We start from the raw sequence: 16,433 nt of genomic DNA on the forward strand, positions 1-16,433 counted from the left end.
TTATGAAAATAATCCGTCCGAGTTTCTTGGTTATCCACAAAAGAAGCGCCGGACGTAAGCGCCGACGCTACAATATAAGTTCATTATACGGGGACTTGCGACAAAACGCAAGGAAAGCCAACAGATTTACCTTACATTCACAATCCCCATCCCCGCAGGAATGGCTCAGGTTTCCCGAAGCCGGGACGGCAGCAGCCGTTTGGCGAGCCCGCAGCCGATGACGAGCAGGGCGGCGGTGAGCGGAAGAATGTGCGGCTCCAGATCGCCGAACACCCGGTGATATACCGCTTCGTCGGCGATAACCATCTCGCCGGCCGTGTAGCCGAGAATGCCGGCGCCGAGGTAGACCAGCAGCGGAAACTTCTTCAGCAGCTTCATGACCACGGTGCTGCCCCAGATGATGATCGGCACGCTGAGGCCGATCCCGAGGATGATGACAGCCTTATCCCCTTCCGCCTTGGCCGCGATGGCCAGGACGTTATCGAGGCTCATGACGAAATCGGCGACAATGATCGTCCAGATCGCGCGGCCGAGCGTGGAAGCCTCCTTGACATTCGCATGGTCCTCATCGTCGGTGAGCAGCTTGATGGCGATCCACAGGAGCAGCAGCGCTCCCAGCGTGTGGATGTACGGCACCCCGAGGATATACACTGCAGCGATCGTCAGCACGATCCGCAGCGCAATCGCTCCGAACGCCCCCCACCATACGGCCTGCCTGCGCTGCTCCGCCGGCAGGTTCTTGCTGGCCAGGGCGATGACCACCGCATTGTCTCCGCTAAGCACGATATTGATCAGCATAATCTCCATGAACAGCAGCAGCCAATCCCACATCTCTCGTCGCCCTCCGTCTTCCTCGATAATTTAGAATAAGGATGAGTAGCGGTCCTGCTCGGCGTCTTCTTCGGTAATCAGGATGGTTTCGGTCGCGCCCACCGCTTTGTCGATCTCTTCTTCCAACCAGACCAGATTCCGCTCGATGCTCTGAATCACTTTCAGATTCGGGTTCGTGCTCGGGCTCGGCGGCAGGAAGAGCGTGCAGCAGTCTTCATAAGGCAGGATGGAGGTTTCGTACGTATCGATCCGCTCCGCAATCCGGATGATCTCCGCCTTCTCCATGCAGACCAGCGGCCGGATCATCGGAAGCTCCACCACTCGCCCGATGGCATTCATTGAAGACAGCGTCTGGCTGGCGACCTGCCCGAGGCTCTCGCCCGTGACAATGGCACCGGCGCCGTGAAGCTCCGCGAGCCTCTCCGTAATCCGGAGCATCGTGCGCCGGAGTATCGTAATGAGCAGATTGTCACGGTACGCTTCATGAATGCGGGTCTGCACGCTGGTGAAAGGAACCATGTGCAGCTTTACCGGCCCGGCATAAGGGCACAGCTTGCGGGCGAGGTCCTTTACCTTCTCCTGTGACTTCTCGCTCGTGAACGGATAGCTGTGAAAATGCACGGCTTCGACCCTCAGCCCCTGCCGCAGCGCGAGGAACCCGGCCACGGGGGAATCGATCCCTCCCGAGAGCATCAGCATGGCCCGGCCGTTGGAGCCGAGCGGGAATCCGCCTGCCCCCTCGTCGGAGACACAGTAGATCAGAACTTCCTCTTCACGCAGCTCGATCCGCAGCTCCGCATCCGGACGATGCACGTCCACACGCAGGCTGGGGTACGCCCGCAGAATCGGACCTCCGACCAGCCGGTTCATCTCCTGGGAATCGTGCGGGAACTGCTTGTTCACCCGGCGGACATTCACCTTGAAGGTACGCGGCGTATCGCCAAGCGCAGCCATCACCTGCAGCGAGGCTTCCTGCACTTCCTCGAGGCTCAGACCGCAGGTCACCGCCGGGGAGAATGAACCGAGCCCCAGCACCTTGGCCAGACGCGGCCGGATGTCTTCATACGGAACGGTGCCGAGGGTAAGCACAATCCGCCCGAATTCCCTGCGGTAAGTGATGCCCGGCCACGGGGCCAGCACCCTTTTGACCTGCTCGTACACCGTTTTCTCGAAGCGGTGCCGGTTGCGCCCCTTAAGCACCAGTTCGCCAAGCTTCAATATGACTTTCTGCCACTGTATCATGATCTTCTTCCCTTCTGCGGTTCCGCCGTCACGCTGCCCAGCTCGCGCGCCACCCTCGTGAGGGCCTCGCACACCCGTTCGATATCCTCGGCCGTCTCCCTCAGGGAGAAGCTGAGCCGGACACCGCTGACCGCCGCCGCATAAGGGGCCCCCATGGCTTCCAGCACCCGGCTCGGCCGTTCCGTGCCGGACGAGCAGGCGGAACGCGCGGACACGCAGACTCCTTGCTGTTCTAAAGCATATACGAGAACTTCCGATTTCATACCGGGATATGAAAAATGTACGATATGCGGCGCCATCTCCCCGCTTTGGCGCGAGCCGTTATAGCGCAGGGCCTCTAGGGTACCGATGCGCTCCACCAGCTTCCGCCGAAGCGATGAAGTATGGGCCGCGAAGGCTTCCTGCCGCTCCACCGCCAGGCGCACGGCCTTCGCCATGCCGACCAGCGCGGGCACGTTCTCCGTACCCGGCCGCAGCCCGTCCTCCTGCCCGCCGCCGGCCAGCAGCGGCTGCAGCTCCACGCCCTCTCGGCAGTAGAGAAAGCCGGTGCCCTTCGGTCCGTGAAGCTTGTGCGCCGCGGCCGAAAGCAGATCGATGCCCCATCCCTTCGGCTGCAGGGGCAGCTTGCCTACCGCCTGGACCGCATCCACGTGAAAGAGCGTCCGGGGACGGGACTTCAGCAGCCGTCCGATCTCCTCGATCGGCTGGATGCGCCCCATCTCATTGTTCACGGCCATGACGCTGACGAGAATCGTGTCCTCCGTGAGGGCCGCTTCGAGTTCGTCCAAGCGGACAGCTCCGGTCTCATCCACGCCCAGGTAGGTCACGCGGAAGCCTTCCCCCTCGAGCAGACGGAAGGCTTCGTAGACGGAAGCGTGCTCCACCTGCGTTGTGATCAGGTGCGCTCCGCGGCTGCGGTAGCGGCGCGCAGCGCCCAGGATCGCCAGGTTATTGCTCTCCGTCCCCCCGGAGGTGAACCGGATCTCCGAGGAGAGTACGCCCACCGCGGCGGCGATGGTCTCCCGGGAGCGCTGGACGAGCTTCTCGGCCTCCACCCCGACCCGGTGCAGCGATGAGGGATTGCCGTAATGGGAGCGCATGACCTGCGTCATGGCCCCGATGACTTCCTCGTCCATGGGCGTCGTCGCCGCATAATCCATATAGATCAGTTTCACTTTCGGGTTCCTCCTCTATGTACATCATCCATGTTATCTTTTACTGAGTTTGACCCAACCGTGCGCATGAAAAGAAGACCAAGTCCGCTTCCACCGGTTCGAATGCCCGGCACAAGCCAACATTGGTCTCGCGTCAAGAGGTATGATTAAACCTCGAATCCTTCTTTGAACTGAAGCACTTTGCGCACATAGCCCTGCGTTTCCTTCGGGAACAGATGCAGCTTCTCCATCAGCTCCTGATCGCTCTGGATACCCAGGCGCTTGAGGCGTGCGGGCCCTCCGTTGTAAGCGGCCAGCGCCATGCCGGTGTTGCCGTCATACTTCTCAAGCAGGTTGGCCAGATACTTCGTGCCGCCCTCGATGTTCTGTTCGGGATCGAACGAATTGCAAACGCCCAGTCCTTGGGCTGTCGCATCCATCAGCTGCATAAGTCCCTTGGCCCCTGCATGCGACTGCGCATTGGGGTTGAACGAGGACTCGGCTTGAATGACTCCCTTGATCAGGCTCGTGTCCACACCGAACTTGCGTCCTGCTGCCTCGATCATTGCATCATAGGACGTCGGTTTGCTCCCCTTGGACTCGGAACGCACCGCTTGTCCCTCAACCGCCGGAGCAGATGAGATGCCCGCCGGAATGAGTGCAGGCTTGATCGATGCTGCGCCTTTGTCCGTGGACGGAGCCGCATTCTCCTGCATCGCCATCAGCTGGTTCAGCAGTTCCGAGAACTCTCCATCATCCGCAGTGGATGCACCGCTGCCGCCGCTGAGAAGACTGGACTTGGCCAGGATCTGCAGCTGAAGCAGTTCTTTGATTGTCCGGGGATCCATTGCAGGTACGGAATTTATGCTCATGGTGTCTGGATTCTCCTCCTGTTTCCGGTTGTCCCTCCTATTGTACACGGTTTTGCTCCGCCCGGCTACCCCTATTTCAAGGAACATTTTCCAAATACACAGAAAAAGCAGGCCCGCAAGGGACCTGCTCTCTTGGATGCTGGCTGCAGCGGCATCCCCGCTGTCTACGCATATAACGGCACTAGAATGAAATATCCTGCCAAGGAAATAAGACCGATCAGAATGGACAATGCCCCGATGGCACGCTGCCCGAGAACGAATGCAAAGAAACCGAATAAAGCTGCAGACGATCCGAGCAGTGCCGGAGCGACGAACAAAGAAAGGACGGCCAGAATCAGTGCCGTATAACCGATCCACTTCATCGCGGCGGTGGTTCCCGCACCTTCCTGTCCTTCGGCTTTGGAAACCGGCTGGCGGACATTTTGAACCGTCATCGGCGGAGCAACCTCTGCCGCGTATTCCTCGTTCACATTCAAATCCGCCTGTTCCGCACGGTCGGCACGGGCCTGCGCATCCGACATGGCTTGCAGCGCCGAAAGCTCCGCGATCGTAGCGGTATGATCCTCTGTTCCCGCCGCCGGTGCCGGTGCGATCTCAGAGGCATACTCCTCCTGCACATTCGCCATGGCCGGTGCCCCGGCTGCATCCGTACGCTCCTGATCGAGCCGGCGCTGGTCGTCCGACAAGGCTTGAAGCGCCGCAATCTCAGCGAGCGTAGCCGAATGATCTTCTACCGCGCCAGCCTGATTCCCGGCCGAAGACTGCGCCGCATGGTTCACAAACGGGGACACCTCGGTAGCAAATTCCTCGGAAGCGGAAGCGCCCGCTTTTCCTGCTCCTCCGCCCCCTGCCGGTGCAGCGCTCGTTCTCGCCTGTATATCGGAGAGCGTCTGCAGAGCCGAAATTTCAGCCAGGAACCTGCGGGTGCCGGCTGTTATGCCGCCGCCCTGCCCGCCGGCACCTCCGGGTTCGAGTGCGAATTCCGTATCCGCGCCTGCTCCGGATTCCAGCCCGATCTGCTGTTTGGACTTTATCCCCTGTTTCCCGTCAGTGGCATGGGAGCCGCCTGACTGCTGCCGTTCTTTGGACTTCTTTTTCATGCCTGCCCCATCCTTTCATAACGAGGTTAAGAAAAGTTCGTGCCGGGTAGGACTACTCCTTCTGTTCGAACGTGTGACAGCAGGTGCTGCGCTCACTGGCAGCCTTGTCTTTGTGGTCCTCGAAGTCGAGTCCGAACTCCGTATCATAAGCCAGATTGGCATGCTGATCGACTTCGATCATGATGGAGTTCGCGCCGCAGTTGTTGCCTTCGTCCCAGAACTTACAGTTGGACACGCTGCACTTGACATTTGGCATTCGGTTCACCCCCGTCTCAGGTTGCCCGCCCCCTTAGGGAGCTATGCGGCGAAAGGCGCCTGCGCGGTCTGTTATATCGCACCAACCGCCCGGGGACCCCCTGGTGAGATGGAATCGCCTATATGTAAAAAGAAAAGAGAGATGCCTGCGCATCTCTCCCGTGCTCTTACCGTATGAAATTCCATGCTTCGCTTCGTGGGATTACCCCTTCATTATACCTTGTCGCCCTGCATCCGCTTCTGGGTGATATAGTCCGTCTCGTAGTAGGCCAGATCGTCACGCAGCACTTCGAATACTTTGGAAAGCTCGATCGTCAGGTCGCGTACGGCGCGCACCGGCTTCTTGCGGAAGCGGATCGCATCCTGGCCTGTATAAGCATAGCGGCCGTCCTCCGAGTAGCACTCGTGCTTCGGATAGAAGAAGGCATTTACGCTGCTGTGGTACACTTCGTAGAGCACCTTTTCGGCATATTCCACATTGAAATTCGGACGGCGGAGGGCCACTCCAAGCTTCTCGTAAGCCACATCGGAGAAGACGAGCAGATGTCTCGTATCTGCCAGGTAACCTTTGTAGAATTCGTCCATGGCCTCATCGTTATCCGTATTCAGATCAGCAAGCGAGTGGCCGTTGAGGAACTCCTCCATCTTGGCGATGGCTCCGCTGAGCTGGTTTCTTGTCGTTTCACAGAGTGTTTTTACTTGGAATACTGCCATAGCTTAAAAGACCTCCTCAACATTAAAGCACAACATGGAATGGCAAAACGACTTTCTCTTTTCCCATGGTACCACAAATCGTAGCCAAAAGTAATATGAGCTCTGTCACAAGGGCCGTTTTTCCCCTCTTCGACGGGCAGTGGTCCCCTTGGATAACATTTCACCTGTTGAATTGGCTCCCCCTAGGGAAAATCTAACGTCAGACGCTATTCACACCGTTAGGGGGAAACTGCCCATGTGGAAACACGCAATGACTTTGATGCTCATCGTGGTCGGCGTCGCCCTCCTCTTCCCGAGGGGAGAAGAGAAGGCGAAGGTTACGCCGCCCGAAGAAATCACGCCGGCGGCGGAGATGCGCATGAAGCAGGCCACGCTGAACAGCGATATGGCCCTGACCGACGAGCTCTGCCGGACGCAGTGCAGCATGGAGCTGCGCCGCATCGCCCAGGGTGCCAAGGCCCGCTCCGGCGAGGATAACCGCTCGATGCTGCAGACGCTTCGCAAGGAGCATCCGCATATGGAGCTGCTGCTAGTCACCCGCCGGGGCGAGGGCATGGACCGGGTGGCTGCGGCCGCCGGCAGCCTGAAGCCGGACGTGCGCACCGCTGCGGCAGCTCATGTCGCCAAGGCGAAAATCGCGGTCGACAGCGGCCGCTCGTACCAGTCTCCTCCGGTGAAGGCCGACGGCGGTACGTACCTGATCGTCGGGGAACCGGAAGCCGGAGGATCCGCCGGGGTCATCGGCGTGGTACGCCAGCATATCCTGCAGCAGGTGGCCGACCACCAGAGGAAAAATCTGCGGATCGAGACGTACCCGAGCGACGGCCATTACAAGATCGAATCCGTCGACGCCCGTACGCTTCAGGATGTCAAGGTGGACCATCCCGAGGATAACGAAGGGACGAGCCACTACCACAAGAATCAGGTGGTCGTCCGGTTCAAGCAGGTGCCTAGCGAGACCGATTTCGAGAAGATGAAGCAGGAGATCGGCGGCGGCACGGTCCAGAAGCTCGGCTACACGTACGTGTTCGAATCCTCGAAGATGGAAGCCAAGCAGCTCATGGATTATTTCAAAAAGTGGAATGTCGCTTACTCCGAGCCTCATTTCCTCTACCTGACGAACCAGGACGCCGCGGTGGAGCCCGCAGCGGATCCCACCGCCGTGCTTACGCCGAATGATTCGCTGTACCGCCGATACCAGTACAACCTGCCGGAGATCGCGACGGAAGCCGGCTGGAACGTATCCAAGGGTTCGTCGGATGTCATTGTGGCCGTCGTCGACACCGGCGTGGATCTCGACCATCCGGACCTGAAGGACCAGCTCGTCAGCGGCATTAACATCGTGGACCCGAACAGCAAGCCGTATGACGATGTCGGCCACGGCACCCATGTCGCCGGCGTGATCGGGGCCCTGACCAACAATAATCTCGGCGTGGCGGGCATGAGCTGGTATAACCGGATCATGCCGATCAAGGTACTCGACCAGACGGGAGCCGGCAGCACCTATGCCGTGGCGCAGGGCATCATCTGGGCGACGGACCACGGCGCGAAGGTCATCAACATGAGCCTCGGCAACTATGCCGATGCCGAATTCCTTCACGATGCGATCCGCTACGCGTTCGATCGTGACGTCGTCCTTGTCGCGGCCAGCGGCAACGACAATACGGAGCGCCCCGGCTTCCCGGCCGCTTATCCCGAAGTGCTCGGCGTAGCCGCCGTGGACGCCAACAAAGCGAAGGCGACGTTCTCGAACTACGGGGACTATATCAGCGTAACCGCGCCTGGCGTCAGCATAGCGAGCACCTACCCGCAGAACCAATATGCCGCCTTGTCCGGTACGTCGATGGCCAGCCCTCATGCCGCGGCCCTGGCCGGTTTGATCCGGTCCGTGAACCCGGCGCTGAAGAACACGGAAGTGATGGACATTATGAAAAGCACGAGCGGCGACCTCGGCACGCCCGGGCATGACCGCTACTACGGCCACGGCCTGATCGACGTGGCGGCCGCTCTCCGGGCGGCTGCCGCCGCAGGAGCCGGAACAGGCCGAGACGCCGCCGGCGGTGCAGGGACGGCCGCAGGTCCGGAAACCGGCGGCGGAGGCACGGCGGCCGAATCCGCCTCCCCGGCCGCCGATGCCGGCATGACCCAGGAAGAATGGGAAGAGTGGGTCCGCCAGATGTTCCAGTAGGCTCCCGCCCACTTTACCATTCATTACCCGCCATACCCCCGAAAACAACAAAAAACCGCCTCTTGAGGCGGTTTTTTGCATGCTTACTGCATGCATCGCGCTGCGTATAAAATGGCTGAAAGAAAGTTTGCCGTAAGCCGGGTTCTGTACTTCCAGTGGTATAACGGGAGCCACCCTCCCACGACGGAAGCGACAATCATCTATCTAGGCCATACATTGCTGCATGGCTCAAGCGACCAACCCGAACGCGCCTCGGGCAAAGGCTGACCCTCGCGGGACGTGCGTTCCTCTAGGTCTTGCTCCAAATGGGGTTTACCAGGAATCATGTCACCATGACTCCTCGTGGTCTCTTACACCACGGTTCCACCCTTACCTGTGCATACTGCAGAGCCTTGCGGCGCTGCGGCAGCCATCGGCGGTCCATTTCTGTGGCACTAGCCTTCAGCTCGCGCTGACTGGACGTTATCCAGCATCCCGCCCTATGGAGCCCGGACTTTCCTCTCGCGGCCGAAGCCGCCAGCGATCGTCTGTCAAACTTTCTTGTGCAATTCGATGCAAGAGCTAGTATACAGGGATTCCGGTCAAATAGCAACCAGGTGCCTTCAGGAAGCTGTGACAGCTTTCCCCTCCCAGTCTAGACGAACCGGAACGGCTCCGTATTGATCTGTGAAGCGGCTACGGCCGTCGCCCACTTGCGCTCAGCCAGCTTTCGCTCCAGATAGGAGGCTACGCCCTGCTTCATGATTTTCTCCACATTGTGGCCCGGGTCGATGATCGCCATGCCGGCCGCCAGCGCATCGTGCGCCGTATGATAGTCGATATCCCCGGTCACAAGCACATCGGCTCCCGCAAACTGCGCATGGCGCACGTAACGGGCACCGGAGCCGCCAAGTACGGCCGCCTTGCGGATCACCTTGTCCGGATCTCCCACGACGCGCAGCATCGGCACTTCGAACGCTTCCTTGACCTTCTCGCACAGCTCCTGCAGCGTCACCGGCTTCGGCAGCCTGCCGGCCCGGCCCAGCCCGAAGGTGCGGGTCTTGAGATCGAGCGAATACAGATCGTAAGCGACTTCCTCGTACGGGTGCGCCTTCAGCATCGCCTGAACGACCTTGCGCTCCACGCTCTGGGGCAGAATCGTCTCGATGCGCACCTCACTGACCTCTTCCAGCCTGCCCTTGCTGCCGATATAAGGGTCGGTCCCTTCGCCCGGAAGGAACGTTCCCGTTCCGTCAATGTTGAAGGAGCAGTGGCTGTAATTGCCGATGCCGCCGGCCCCTGCGGAGAACATCGCCTCGCGCACCCTCTCCGCCGCCTCTTTCGGCACGAACACGACCAGCTTCTTCAGCTTATCCGTATGTACTTCATCAAGCGGCTCCGTTACGGTGAGACCGATCGCCTCGGCCATCATATCGTTGATGCCGCCGTCCGCCACGTCCAGGTTCGTATGCGAGATATAGACGGCAATGTCATGCTTGATGAGCTTCTCGTACAGCCGCCCTGCCGGCGTGTCGGTCTGAATATGCGGCAGCGGGCGGAAGATGACCGCATGGTGCGCGATGATCAGGTTGGCGTCCTCGCGGATCGCCTCCTCGACGACCTCGTCGGTAACATCGAGCGCGACGAGCACCTTGCGGATTTCCTTCTGCAGCGTTCCGATCTGAAGACCGATCTTGTCCTCGGCCACGGCGTAAGACTTCGGAGCGAGCTCCTCCATCAATGCGATGACGGCTTGTCCTTTGGCGTACATGCTGCAAGCACCTCCTCGATTCCTTCGATCTCGCGGCGGATCTCCGCCTGCTTCTCTCTCGATGCCTCCAGCTCCGACTGTCCGAGACGGGCGTGGATCATCTCGAGCTTCTTCACTTCGTCCCTCCACTTGTCGTGCCACACGGGCGAAGCTTCCCGGATCAAATACGGCCCCAGCTTCAGGAGCAGCTCGCGGTCTGCGGTCAGTCCGGGCCTCAGCTCCTGCGGACGGTAGACGTCCTCATTCGTCCGGTCCGCCTGCTCCGCTGTCACGGCCGTCAGCACTTCATACCGCTTGCCGTCCTCCTCCAGGATCTGCTCCCGGATCAGGACCCAGCCGTTGTCCAGCAGCCACTGGCGTACCGCCGGCTCGCCGACGTTCGGCTGCAGGATCAGCCGCCCGACGCCCATAAGCTTCGCCTTTCCCTCTTCGAGGATGGAGGCGATAAGCACGCCGCCCATGCCGGCGATCGTTACGACATCCACCTCGCCGGGTTCGAGCACGGCCAGCCCGTCGCCCAGCCGGACGTCGATCTTCTTGCTCAGTCCGGCCGCACGCACCTGCCGCACCGCGGCGTCGCGCGGGCCTTCATTCACTTCACCGGCCACTCCGCCGGTGATGATCCCCTGCTGCGCCAAAAAGGAGGGCAGCAGCGCATGGTCGGAGCCGATATCGGCTAGCCGGCTGCCTGCTGGGACCTCCTTTGCTATGGTTTGAAGCCTTTGCGATAAACGTATCATATCAGACAACCCACTCAATCCATTTTTTTCTCCAGAAGAACAGCAGGGCCGCTTCGATCACCATCTTGCCGAGAAGCATCCACTGAACCGTCTCCCCGCCATACTGCTCGGCATAAAGCATACCATATAACTCGGGCATATACCAAACAATGAGCGACAAAAGAAAAAAGACCAGGGCGCTCTGCCGGCTGCGCTCGTGAATCATCCAGGCAAGCCAGCAGAAGAGCAGGGAAAGCGGGACCCAGCTGAGCTCCAGTGTCGCCCAATCGATCGTCTCCAGCTGTTGATGGAGCAGCCAGCCGTAGCAGAAAGTCAGGGCTACCCAGCCGCAGAGCTGGAACAGGACGAACCGGGCCAGCATGCCCGTCCCGATCCAGAGCAGACTGCAGAGGAAGACGTAGCCCACGATCGGTACCGGCTGACCCAGTCCATGCGAATTCAGCAGATAAACACCGATGCAAAGCAGGAATAAAGAGGCCATACCCAGCAGAAGCTGCGATGAGAGCGGTTCCTTGGCCCGTTTGTACCCTCCGTAACCATACAGAACGGCCAGGAGAAGGAGGGAGATCCCCATTTGCATTGGTAATTCAAAAGCGTTAAAATTAAGAGCAGTTAAGGCCAAGACGACAGCCGCAACCAGTCCGAACGCCCATATTTTCCAATTGCTGTTCTTTATTCCGGAAGGAGACAGACCCAGCGGACCGCGCCGCTCCGGTTTGGGCTCATTCTGATCAAGGTACAGGTTAAGCAGAAAATCGCAGTAGTGTTCCGGAAGCAGCCGGCTGCGGCGCCAGTGCTCGATTTCGCGGATCATGATTTTTTTCTTGTCATCCATTCGCTAGCGACCCCCCAAAGCAGACGTAATCTTATCTACTTTATCGGACGGGCAGCGGCAAAATATAAGGCCTCCCCCCGCCGAAGCGGAAGAAGGCCTATGAAACGTCCACCAAGATGGACTTCTATTCCAGAAAATCTTTAAGCCGCTTGCTTCGGCTTGGGTGGCGCAGCTTGCGGAGCGCCTTGGCTTCGATCTGGCGGATCCGTTCACGGGTGACGCCGAAGACCTTGCCCACTTCCTCCAGGGTGCGTGTACGGCCGTCATCCAGTCCGAACCGCAGACGCAGCACGTTCTCTTCCCTCTCGGTCAGCGTATCCAGCACATCCTCCAGTTGTTCCTTCAGCAGCTCATAAGCCGCCGCGTCCGCCGGTGCGAGTGCTTCCTGGTCCTCGATGAAATCACCCAGATGGGAGTCGTCTTCTTCCCCGATCGGGGTTTCGAGCGAGACCGGCTCCTGCGCAATCTTCATGATCTCCCGCACTTTATCCGTACTGAGATCCATCTCTTTGGCAATTTCTTCCGGCGTCGGTTCGCGCCCGAGCTCCTGCAGCAGTTGACGGGATACCCGGATCAGCTTGTTGATGGTTTCCACCATATGTACCGGGATCCGGATCGTTCTCGCCTGGTCTGCAATGGCACGGGTAATCGCCTGGCGAATCCACCAGGTGGCATACGTACTGAACTTGTAGCCTTTGGTATGGTCGAACTTCTCGACCGCCTTGATCAGACCCATGTTGCCTTCCTGGATCAGATCGAGGAACAGCATGCCTCGGCCCACATAGCGCTTCGCGATACTTACAACCAGACGCAGGTTCGCTTCGGCCAGCCGGCGTTTTGCCTCTTCATCCCCAAGCTCGATCCGCTTCGCAAGATCGACCTCGTCTTCGGCCGACAAGAGCGGCACTCGTCCGATTTCTTTCAGATACATCCGCACCGGATCATTGATCTTGATGCCCGGCGGAAGCGACAAATCGTCGTCGAAATGAAATTCGTCGTGATCGCCATCGCGGTCCCTATCCCTATCGAGCGGACTCATCTCTTGGTCTTCGTCCGTTTCGTTCCCTACGTCAATGCCCATCTCCTGGAGCTGTTCGAAGAACTCGTCTATCTGGTCCGGGTCCTGGTCAAACGGGGCCAGCTTCTCCATGATTTCCTTGTACGTAATGGCGGAGCGTTTCTTGCCCTGCTCAATCAGCTGATCTTTCACCTGGTCGAGCGTAAGCTCTGTCTCTAGTTCCGTCCGTTGATCGTTTGCCATAATCTTAGCTCCCTCCTCCCTAGAATTCACCCGTAAAACGTATGGCCGAATCAGGATGATTTCAACTGCTTTTCTAGGGAAATAATCTCACTGCCTAATTGCAGGGCCTTGGTGATATCCCCTGAACGTTCTGCTACTTTCACTTCTTCTCTCTTCCGCTCAAGCGCCTGCAGCAAAGGAAATCTTCGAATCTGCCGGATATAATCGTCGATAACGGTATCATTGATTCCGCTGCGGTTGTCGCCAAGCGATAAGGAACTGGCCAGGCTCTCCAGCTTGTCATCCTGCAGCATGCCGATGAACGTACTTACGTTCGGTTCCGCCCCTTCGGCATAGTAGGCGTACAAGTAGGCGGCCAGGGCCGCATGAGCCTCCATATTGAACCCGTCCCCCAGCTCTCGCTCCACATAAGCGGCAATCTCACGGTCCTGCATCATCACGGCAAGGAGCTGCCGTTCGGCATATTGATAGGCGGGAACCATAGACGGAGCCTGTGCACGGGGCCTTCCTTCATTCATACCATTATTCCACGGAACGTCTTTATTATCCCCGGAATCTCTCTTTTTTTCCGCTTTCATCCGGTGCTCGTTCACCGTCTGCATGGCGGTATCATAGGAGTAATGAAATTCGGATATCAGATCCTTGACATAATGCTCCCGTTCAATCGGCGAGGGCAGTTCGGCTATTAGTTTGAGACTTTCCGTGATGTATTTGAGCCTGCCCGCATCCTCCTGCAGCTTGAAATTGCGTCTGGGATAAAGAAGTTTATATTTAAACGACGGTACGGCCGTGCCGAGCACTTCACGTACGAATCGTTCAGAACCGTTGTCCCGTATGTATTCATCGGGATCGAGCCCCCCCGGCAGCATGGCGACCTTAACCTCACAGCCCGCTTTCTCCAAGAGGGGAATGCTTTTGAATGCCGCCGACTGGCCTGCATGATCGCCGTCATAGGCGATGATGACCCGGTCGGCCAACCGCCGTATGGCTTCGGCATGCTCAGCGGTCAGTGCCGTTCCCATCGTCGCCACACCGTTGTGCACTCCGGCATCCCATGCGCGGATGACATCCATGTAGCCTTCGAAGAGCACCAGCTCCTGCTGCTTGCGGACCTGCGGCCTTGCGGCATGCAGATTGTACAGCGTCCGGCTCTTGTGGAACAAGAGACTCTCCGGCGAATTCAGGTACTTGGGCTGCACGTCGCCCATGGCCCTTCCGCCGAAGGCGATGACCTGCCCCTTCCAATCCTGGATGGGGAAGATGACGCGGTCGCGGAACTTGTCGTAATAACCGCCTCCCTCCCGCTCCGTAAGCAGTCCGCCGCGTTCCATGAGATCGAGCGGAAACCCTTTGCGGTCGAGCAGTTTTGTCAGCGTGTCCCAGGAGTTCGGGATGAACCCGATGCCGAACGTCTCCATGAGCTTGTCACTGATGCCGCGGGAGTGCAGGTATTCCTTGGCCGGCCGGCCCTGCTCCGTGTTATGGAGGATATACTGGTACAGCTTCGCCGCGAGTTCGTGCGCTTCGATCAGCTTCCTCCGCTCGGGATTCTCCCGGGGCTCGGAGCCGCCTCCGCCCGGCGAATCGGGACCGAGCTGCAGATGCGCTTCCTCGGCGAGCTTGCGTACGGCCTGGCCGAAGGACAAGCCCTCGACCTCGGAGATGAACCGGATGGCGTTGCCTCCCGCACCACAGCCGAAGCAGTGGTAGATCTGTTTCTCCGGCGTGACGGTGAAAGAGGGGCTCTTCTCGGAATGAAAAGGACACAGCCCTTTGAGGTAATGCCCCTGTTTGGTCAAATGCACGTGCCGTCCGACCACTTCGACAATGTCATGCGCCTTGAGCACGGTATCGATGACTTCCTGGGGAAAGCGTCCGTTACTCATCCTATCCACCTTCAATCGAATTAACACGTATACGTATTCGCTACTGCGGACGATTCTCCTGCAAGTTTCGCAAAACTTTTGTCAAAGTTTGTAGAAAGTGCCGCCGGTCCTCGTCCGTGAACGGCCTCGGGCCTTTGGAGTGCTTGCCTCCCCGCCTTTGCTTGGCCTGCTCATGCCGGCGTTCCAGCAAAAAATCGATCGAACGGTCATTGTACATCTGGCCCCGGTTCGACAAGGCGATGGCCTTCTTGCCAAGCGCCAGTGCCGCAAGACCGAAGTCCTGAGTCACGAGCACGTCTCCCGCGGCAATCTTGTTCGCGATATAGAGATCGGCCGATTGGTCGCTGCGGTCCACCTGCACGACCTCCACGCCTTCCGCCGCCTGAAGCCGGTGGTCGAACGAGGCGACCATGACGACCGGCGTACCGAAGCTCCGGGCCGCTTCCGCGATCTCGGCCTTCACGGGACAAGCGTCCGCGTCCACTATAATTTTATACGTCATATAACTCCTGCCGGATGCCTGCTGCCCCGGATTACCGTAATATTATATACGATGAAAGGATAAAAAATCCTGCTCCGCCCCTCAAAACCCGTTATCTGGACCGGTACATGTCAATAATGACGGAGGCGGTTTCCTCGACGGCTTTGTTCGATACGTCGATCACCGTGCAGCCGATGCGCTTCATAATGCTGTCCGCATACTGCAGTTCGGTATGGATCCGCTGCGCGTTGGCATACGTCGCGCTGTCCGGAAGGCCCAGCGTCTTGAGGCGCTCGGTCCGGATCATATTGAGCTTCACGGGATCGATCCGCAGTCCTACAATCTTATGCTTGGATACGTTGAACAAATGCTCGGGCGGCGCAATTTCCGGAACGAGCGGCACGTTCGCCACCTTGAATTTCTTGTGCGCCAGGTACATCGACAGCGGAGTCTTGGATGTGCGGGATACGCCGACCAGCACGATATCCGCCTGAAGAATGCCGGTAAAGTCGCGCCCGTCGTCGTACTTGACCGCAAACTCCACCGCTTCCACCTTCTTGAAGTAATCCTCATCCAGCTTGTGGATCATCCCCGGCTGGTGGCGGGACTCCTGCTTCAGGGCGGTCTCCAGCGTCTTGATCACGGGTCCCAGCAGATCAATGTGCTCTATGCGGTACCGCTCCGCCTGCTCGATCAGGTAATCGCGCAGCTCGGGAATAACAAGTGTGAATACAATGACGCCGCTGCGCTCGAGCACCGAGCGGACGACACGGTCGATATCCGAGATGTCCCCGATGAACGGGACCCGGCGGATCTCCACCTGCTGGGGCTCGAACTGGACGGCGGCGGCGCGGACGACCGCCTCCCCGGTATCTCCGGCCGAATCGGATACCACGAACACGACCGGTTTATGCACTGCTTCCATGTGCGCCCCCTCCTCTTTCTTACGGCTTCCCTTCCAGCCTTTTCCTTCTATACCCTCTCTAGTATTACTACGAAAGTGCGACTGGAAATGTTTCAGGAGAGAGCCGCCTGTGCGGGGCTTCATCCCTTCTTCCTCTAGTGTCGCCCCCATAACAACAAAAAATCCCGCTCCACAGCCTGAAAACAGACCTGCGAACGAG

General features: G+C 58.9%; 15 protein-coding genes and 1 other RNA gene. 1 reads left to right on the forward strand and 15 read right to left on the reverse strand.

The features are described from left to right. Positions 1-165: 165 nt before the first annotated feature. The 7 genes from PM3016_RS27075 to PM3016_RS27105 all read right to left on the reverse strand — a co-directional run bounded on the left by PM3016_RS27075 (position 166) and on the right by PM3016_RS27105 (position 6,168). On the reverse strand, positions 166-831 hold the full coding sequence (locus PM3016_RS27075) for a TerC family protein (RefSeq protein ID WP_013917788.1): 666 nt from the start codon (positions 829-831) through the stop codon (positions 166-168). A 30-nt stretch (positions 832-861) separates the two neighbouring features. Beyond that, positions 862-2,073 (reverse strand): tRNA uracil 4-sulfurtransferase ThiI, encoded by a 1,212-nt coding sequence (thiI, locus tag PM3016_RS27080; RefSeq protein ID WP_014371654.1) that lies wholly within the window; start codon positions 2,071-2,073, stop codon positions 862-864. Continuing rightward, positions 2,070-3,242 carry a cysteine desulfurase family protein gene (locus tag PM3016_RS27085; RefSeq protein WP_041618752.1) on the reverse strand — a complete coding sequence of 391 codons (1,173 nt, stop codon included), beginning with the start codon at positions 3,240-3,242 and terminating at the stop codon, positions 2,070-2,072. The genes thiI and PM3016_RS27085 overlap by 4 nt, the downstream gene beginning before the upstream one ends. A gap of 152 nt (positions 3,243-3,394) precedes the next feature. Further along, a complete protein-coding gene (locus PM3016_RS27090) occupies positions 3,395-4,099 on the reverse strand; it encodes a lytic transglycosylase domain-containing protein (RefSeq protein WP_014371656.1) in 705 nt (234 codons plus the stop codon). Between the two features lie 164 nt (positions 4,100-4,263). Further along, on the reverse strand, positions 4,264-5,199 hold the full coding sequence (locus tag PM3016_RS27095; RefSeq protein WP_014371657.1) for a hypothetical protein: 936 nt from the start codon (positions 5,197-5,199) through the stop codon (positions 4,264-4,266). A gap of 52 nt (positions 5,200-5,251) precedes the next feature. After that, positions 5,252-5,455 carry a DUF1540 domain-containing protein gene (locus PM3016_RS27100; protein WP_013917793.1) on the reverse strand — a complete coding sequence of 68 codons (204 nt, stop codon included), beginning with the start codon at positions 5,453-5,455 and terminating at the stop codon, positions 5,252-5,254. Positions 5,456-5,667: 212 nt separating this feature from the next. Beyond that, positions 5,668-6,168: a YpuI family protein gene (locus PM3016_RS27105; RefSeq protein WP_013917794.1), complete on the reverse strand. Its 501-nt coding sequence runs from the start codon at positions 6,166-6,168 to the stop codon at positions 5,668-5,670. 235 nt (positions 6,169-6,403) lie between these two features. On the opposite strand from PM3016_RS27105, the gene PM3016_RS27110 reads away from it, so the two are divergent. Then, the gene (locus PM3016_RS27110; protein WP_014371658.1) at positions 6,404-8,356 is read left to right on the forward strand and encodes a S8 family peptidase; all 1,953 of its coding nucleotides are present in this window, start codon (positions 6,404-6,406) and stop codon (positions 8,354-8,356) included. Positions 8,357-8,474: 118 nt separating this feature from the next. On the opposite strand, the gene rnpB is transcribed toward PM3016_RS27110, so the two are convergent. The 8 genes from rnpB to PM3016_RS27145 all read right to left on the reverse strand — a co-directional run bounded on the left by rnpB (position 8,475) and on the right by PM3016_RS27145 (position 16,234). After that, positions 8,475-8,895: RNase P RNA component class A (gene rnpB, locus PM3016_RS36890), an RNA gene on the reverse strand. 95 nt (positions 8,896-8,990) lie between these two features. Next, entirely contained in the window at positions 8,991-10,106 is a 1,116-nt protein-coding gene (locus PM3016_RS27115) for a Nif3-like dinuclear metal center hexameric protein (RefSeq protein WP_014371659.1), read from the reverse strand. Continuing rightward, positions 10,073-10,846, reverse strand: a complete 774-nt coding sequence (locus tag PM3016_RS27120) for a tRNA (adenine(22)-N(1))-methyltransferase (RefSeq protein ID WP_014371660.1) — start codon at positions 10,844-10,846, stop codon at positions 10,073-10,075. The genes PM3016_RS27115 and PM3016_RS27120 overlap by 34 nt, the downstream gene beginning before the upstream one ends. Before the next feature lies 1 nt (position 10,847). Continuing rightward, positions 10,848-11,681 (reverse strand): hypothetical protein, encoded by an 834-nt coding sequence (locus PM3016_RS27125; protein WP_013917797.1) that lies wholly within the window; start codon positions 11,679-11,681, stop codon positions 10,848-10,850. A 124-nt stretch (positions 11,682-11,805) separates the two neighbouring features. Then, complete coding sequence (rpoD, locus tag PM3016_RS27130; protein WP_013917798.1) at positions 11,806-12,942, reverse strand: RNA polymerase sigma factor RpoD; 1,137 nt, start codon at positions 12,940-12,942, stop codon at positions 11,806-11,808. Positions 12,943-12,992: 50 nt separating this feature from the next. Next, a complete protein-coding gene (dnaG, locus tag PM3016_RS27135; protein WP_014371661.1) occupies positions 12,993-14,828 on the reverse strand; it encodes a DNA primase in 1,836 nt (611 codons plus the stop codon). Between the two features lie 40 nt (positions 14,829-14,868). After that, positions 14,869-15,330: a YaiI/YqxD family protein gene (locus PM3016_RS27140; protein WP_013917800.1), complete on the reverse strand. Its 462-nt coding sequence runs from the start codon at positions 15,328-15,330 to the stop codon at positions 14,869-14,871. A gap of 91 nt (positions 15,331-15,421) precedes the next feature. After that, on the reverse strand, positions 15,422-16,234 hold the full coding sequence (locus PM3016_RS27145; RefSeq protein WP_013917801.1) for a pyruvate, water dikinase regulatory protein: 813 nt from the start codon (positions 16,232-16,234) through the stop codon (positions 15,422-15,424). Positions 16,235-16,433 lie beyond the last annotated feature (199 nt).

Source organism: Paenibacillus mucilaginosus 3016 (assembly GCF_000250655.1).
Lineage (GTDB): Bacteria > Bacillota > Bacilli > Paenibacillales > NBRC-103111 > Paenibacillus_G > Paenibacillus_G mucilaginosus.

Coding starts and splice junctions, on each gene's coding strand:
- PM3016_RS27100 (WP_013917793.1), bottom strand. CDS start 5,455: ATGCCAAATGTCAAGTGCAGCGTGTCCAACTGTAAGTTCTGGGACGAA.
- PM3016_RS27075 (WP_013917788.1), bottom strand. CDS start 831: ATGTGGGATTGGCTGCTGCTGTTCATGGAGATTATGCTGATCAATATC.
- PM3016_RS27120 (WP_014371660.1), bottom strand. CDS start 10,846: ATGATACGTTTATCGCAAAGGCTTCAAACCATAGCAAAGGAGGTCCCA.
- PM3016_RS27140 (WP_013917800.1), bottom strand. CDS start 15,330: ATGACGTATAAAATTATAGTGGACGCGGACGCTTGTCCCGTGAAGGCC.
- PM3016_RS27125 (WP_013917797.1), bottom strand. CDS start 11,681: ATGGATGACAAGAAAAAAATCATGATCCGCGAAATCGAGCACTGGCGC.
- dnaG (WP_014371661.1), bottom strand. CDS start 14,828: ATGAGTAACGGACGCTTTCCCCAGGAAGTCATCGATACCGTGCTCAAG.
- PM3016_RS27090 (WP_014371656.1), bottom strand. CDS start 4,099: ATGAGCATAAATTCCGTACCTGCAATGGATCCCCGGACAATCAAAGAA.
- PM3016_RS27095 (WP_014371657.1), bottom strand. CDS start 5,199: ATGAAAAAGAAGTCCAAAGAACGGCAGCAGTCAGGCGGCTCCCATGCC.
- PM3016_RS27105 (WP_013917794.1), bottom strand. CDS start 6,168: ATGGCAGTATTCCAAGTAAAAACACTCTGTGAAACGACAAGAAACCAG.
- rpoD (WP_013917798.1), bottom strand. CDS start 12,942: ATGGCAAACGATCAACGGACGGAACTAGAGACAGAGCTTACGCTCGAC.
- PM3016_RS27115 (WP_014371659.1), bottom strand. CDS start 10,106: ATGTACGCCAAAGGACAAGCCGTCATCGCATTGATGGAGGAGCTCGCT.
- thiI (WP_014371654.1), bottom strand. CDS start 2,073: ATGATACAGTGGCAGAAAGTCATATTGAAGCTTGGCGAACTGGTGCTT.
- PM3016_RS27145 (WP_013917801.1), bottom strand. CDS start 16,234: ATGGAAGCAGTGCATAAACCGGTCGTGTTCGTGGTATCCGATTCGGCC.
- PM3016_RS27110 (WP_014371658.1), top strand. CDS start 6,404: ATGTGGAAACACGCAATGACTTTGATGCTCATCGTGGTCGGCGTCGCC.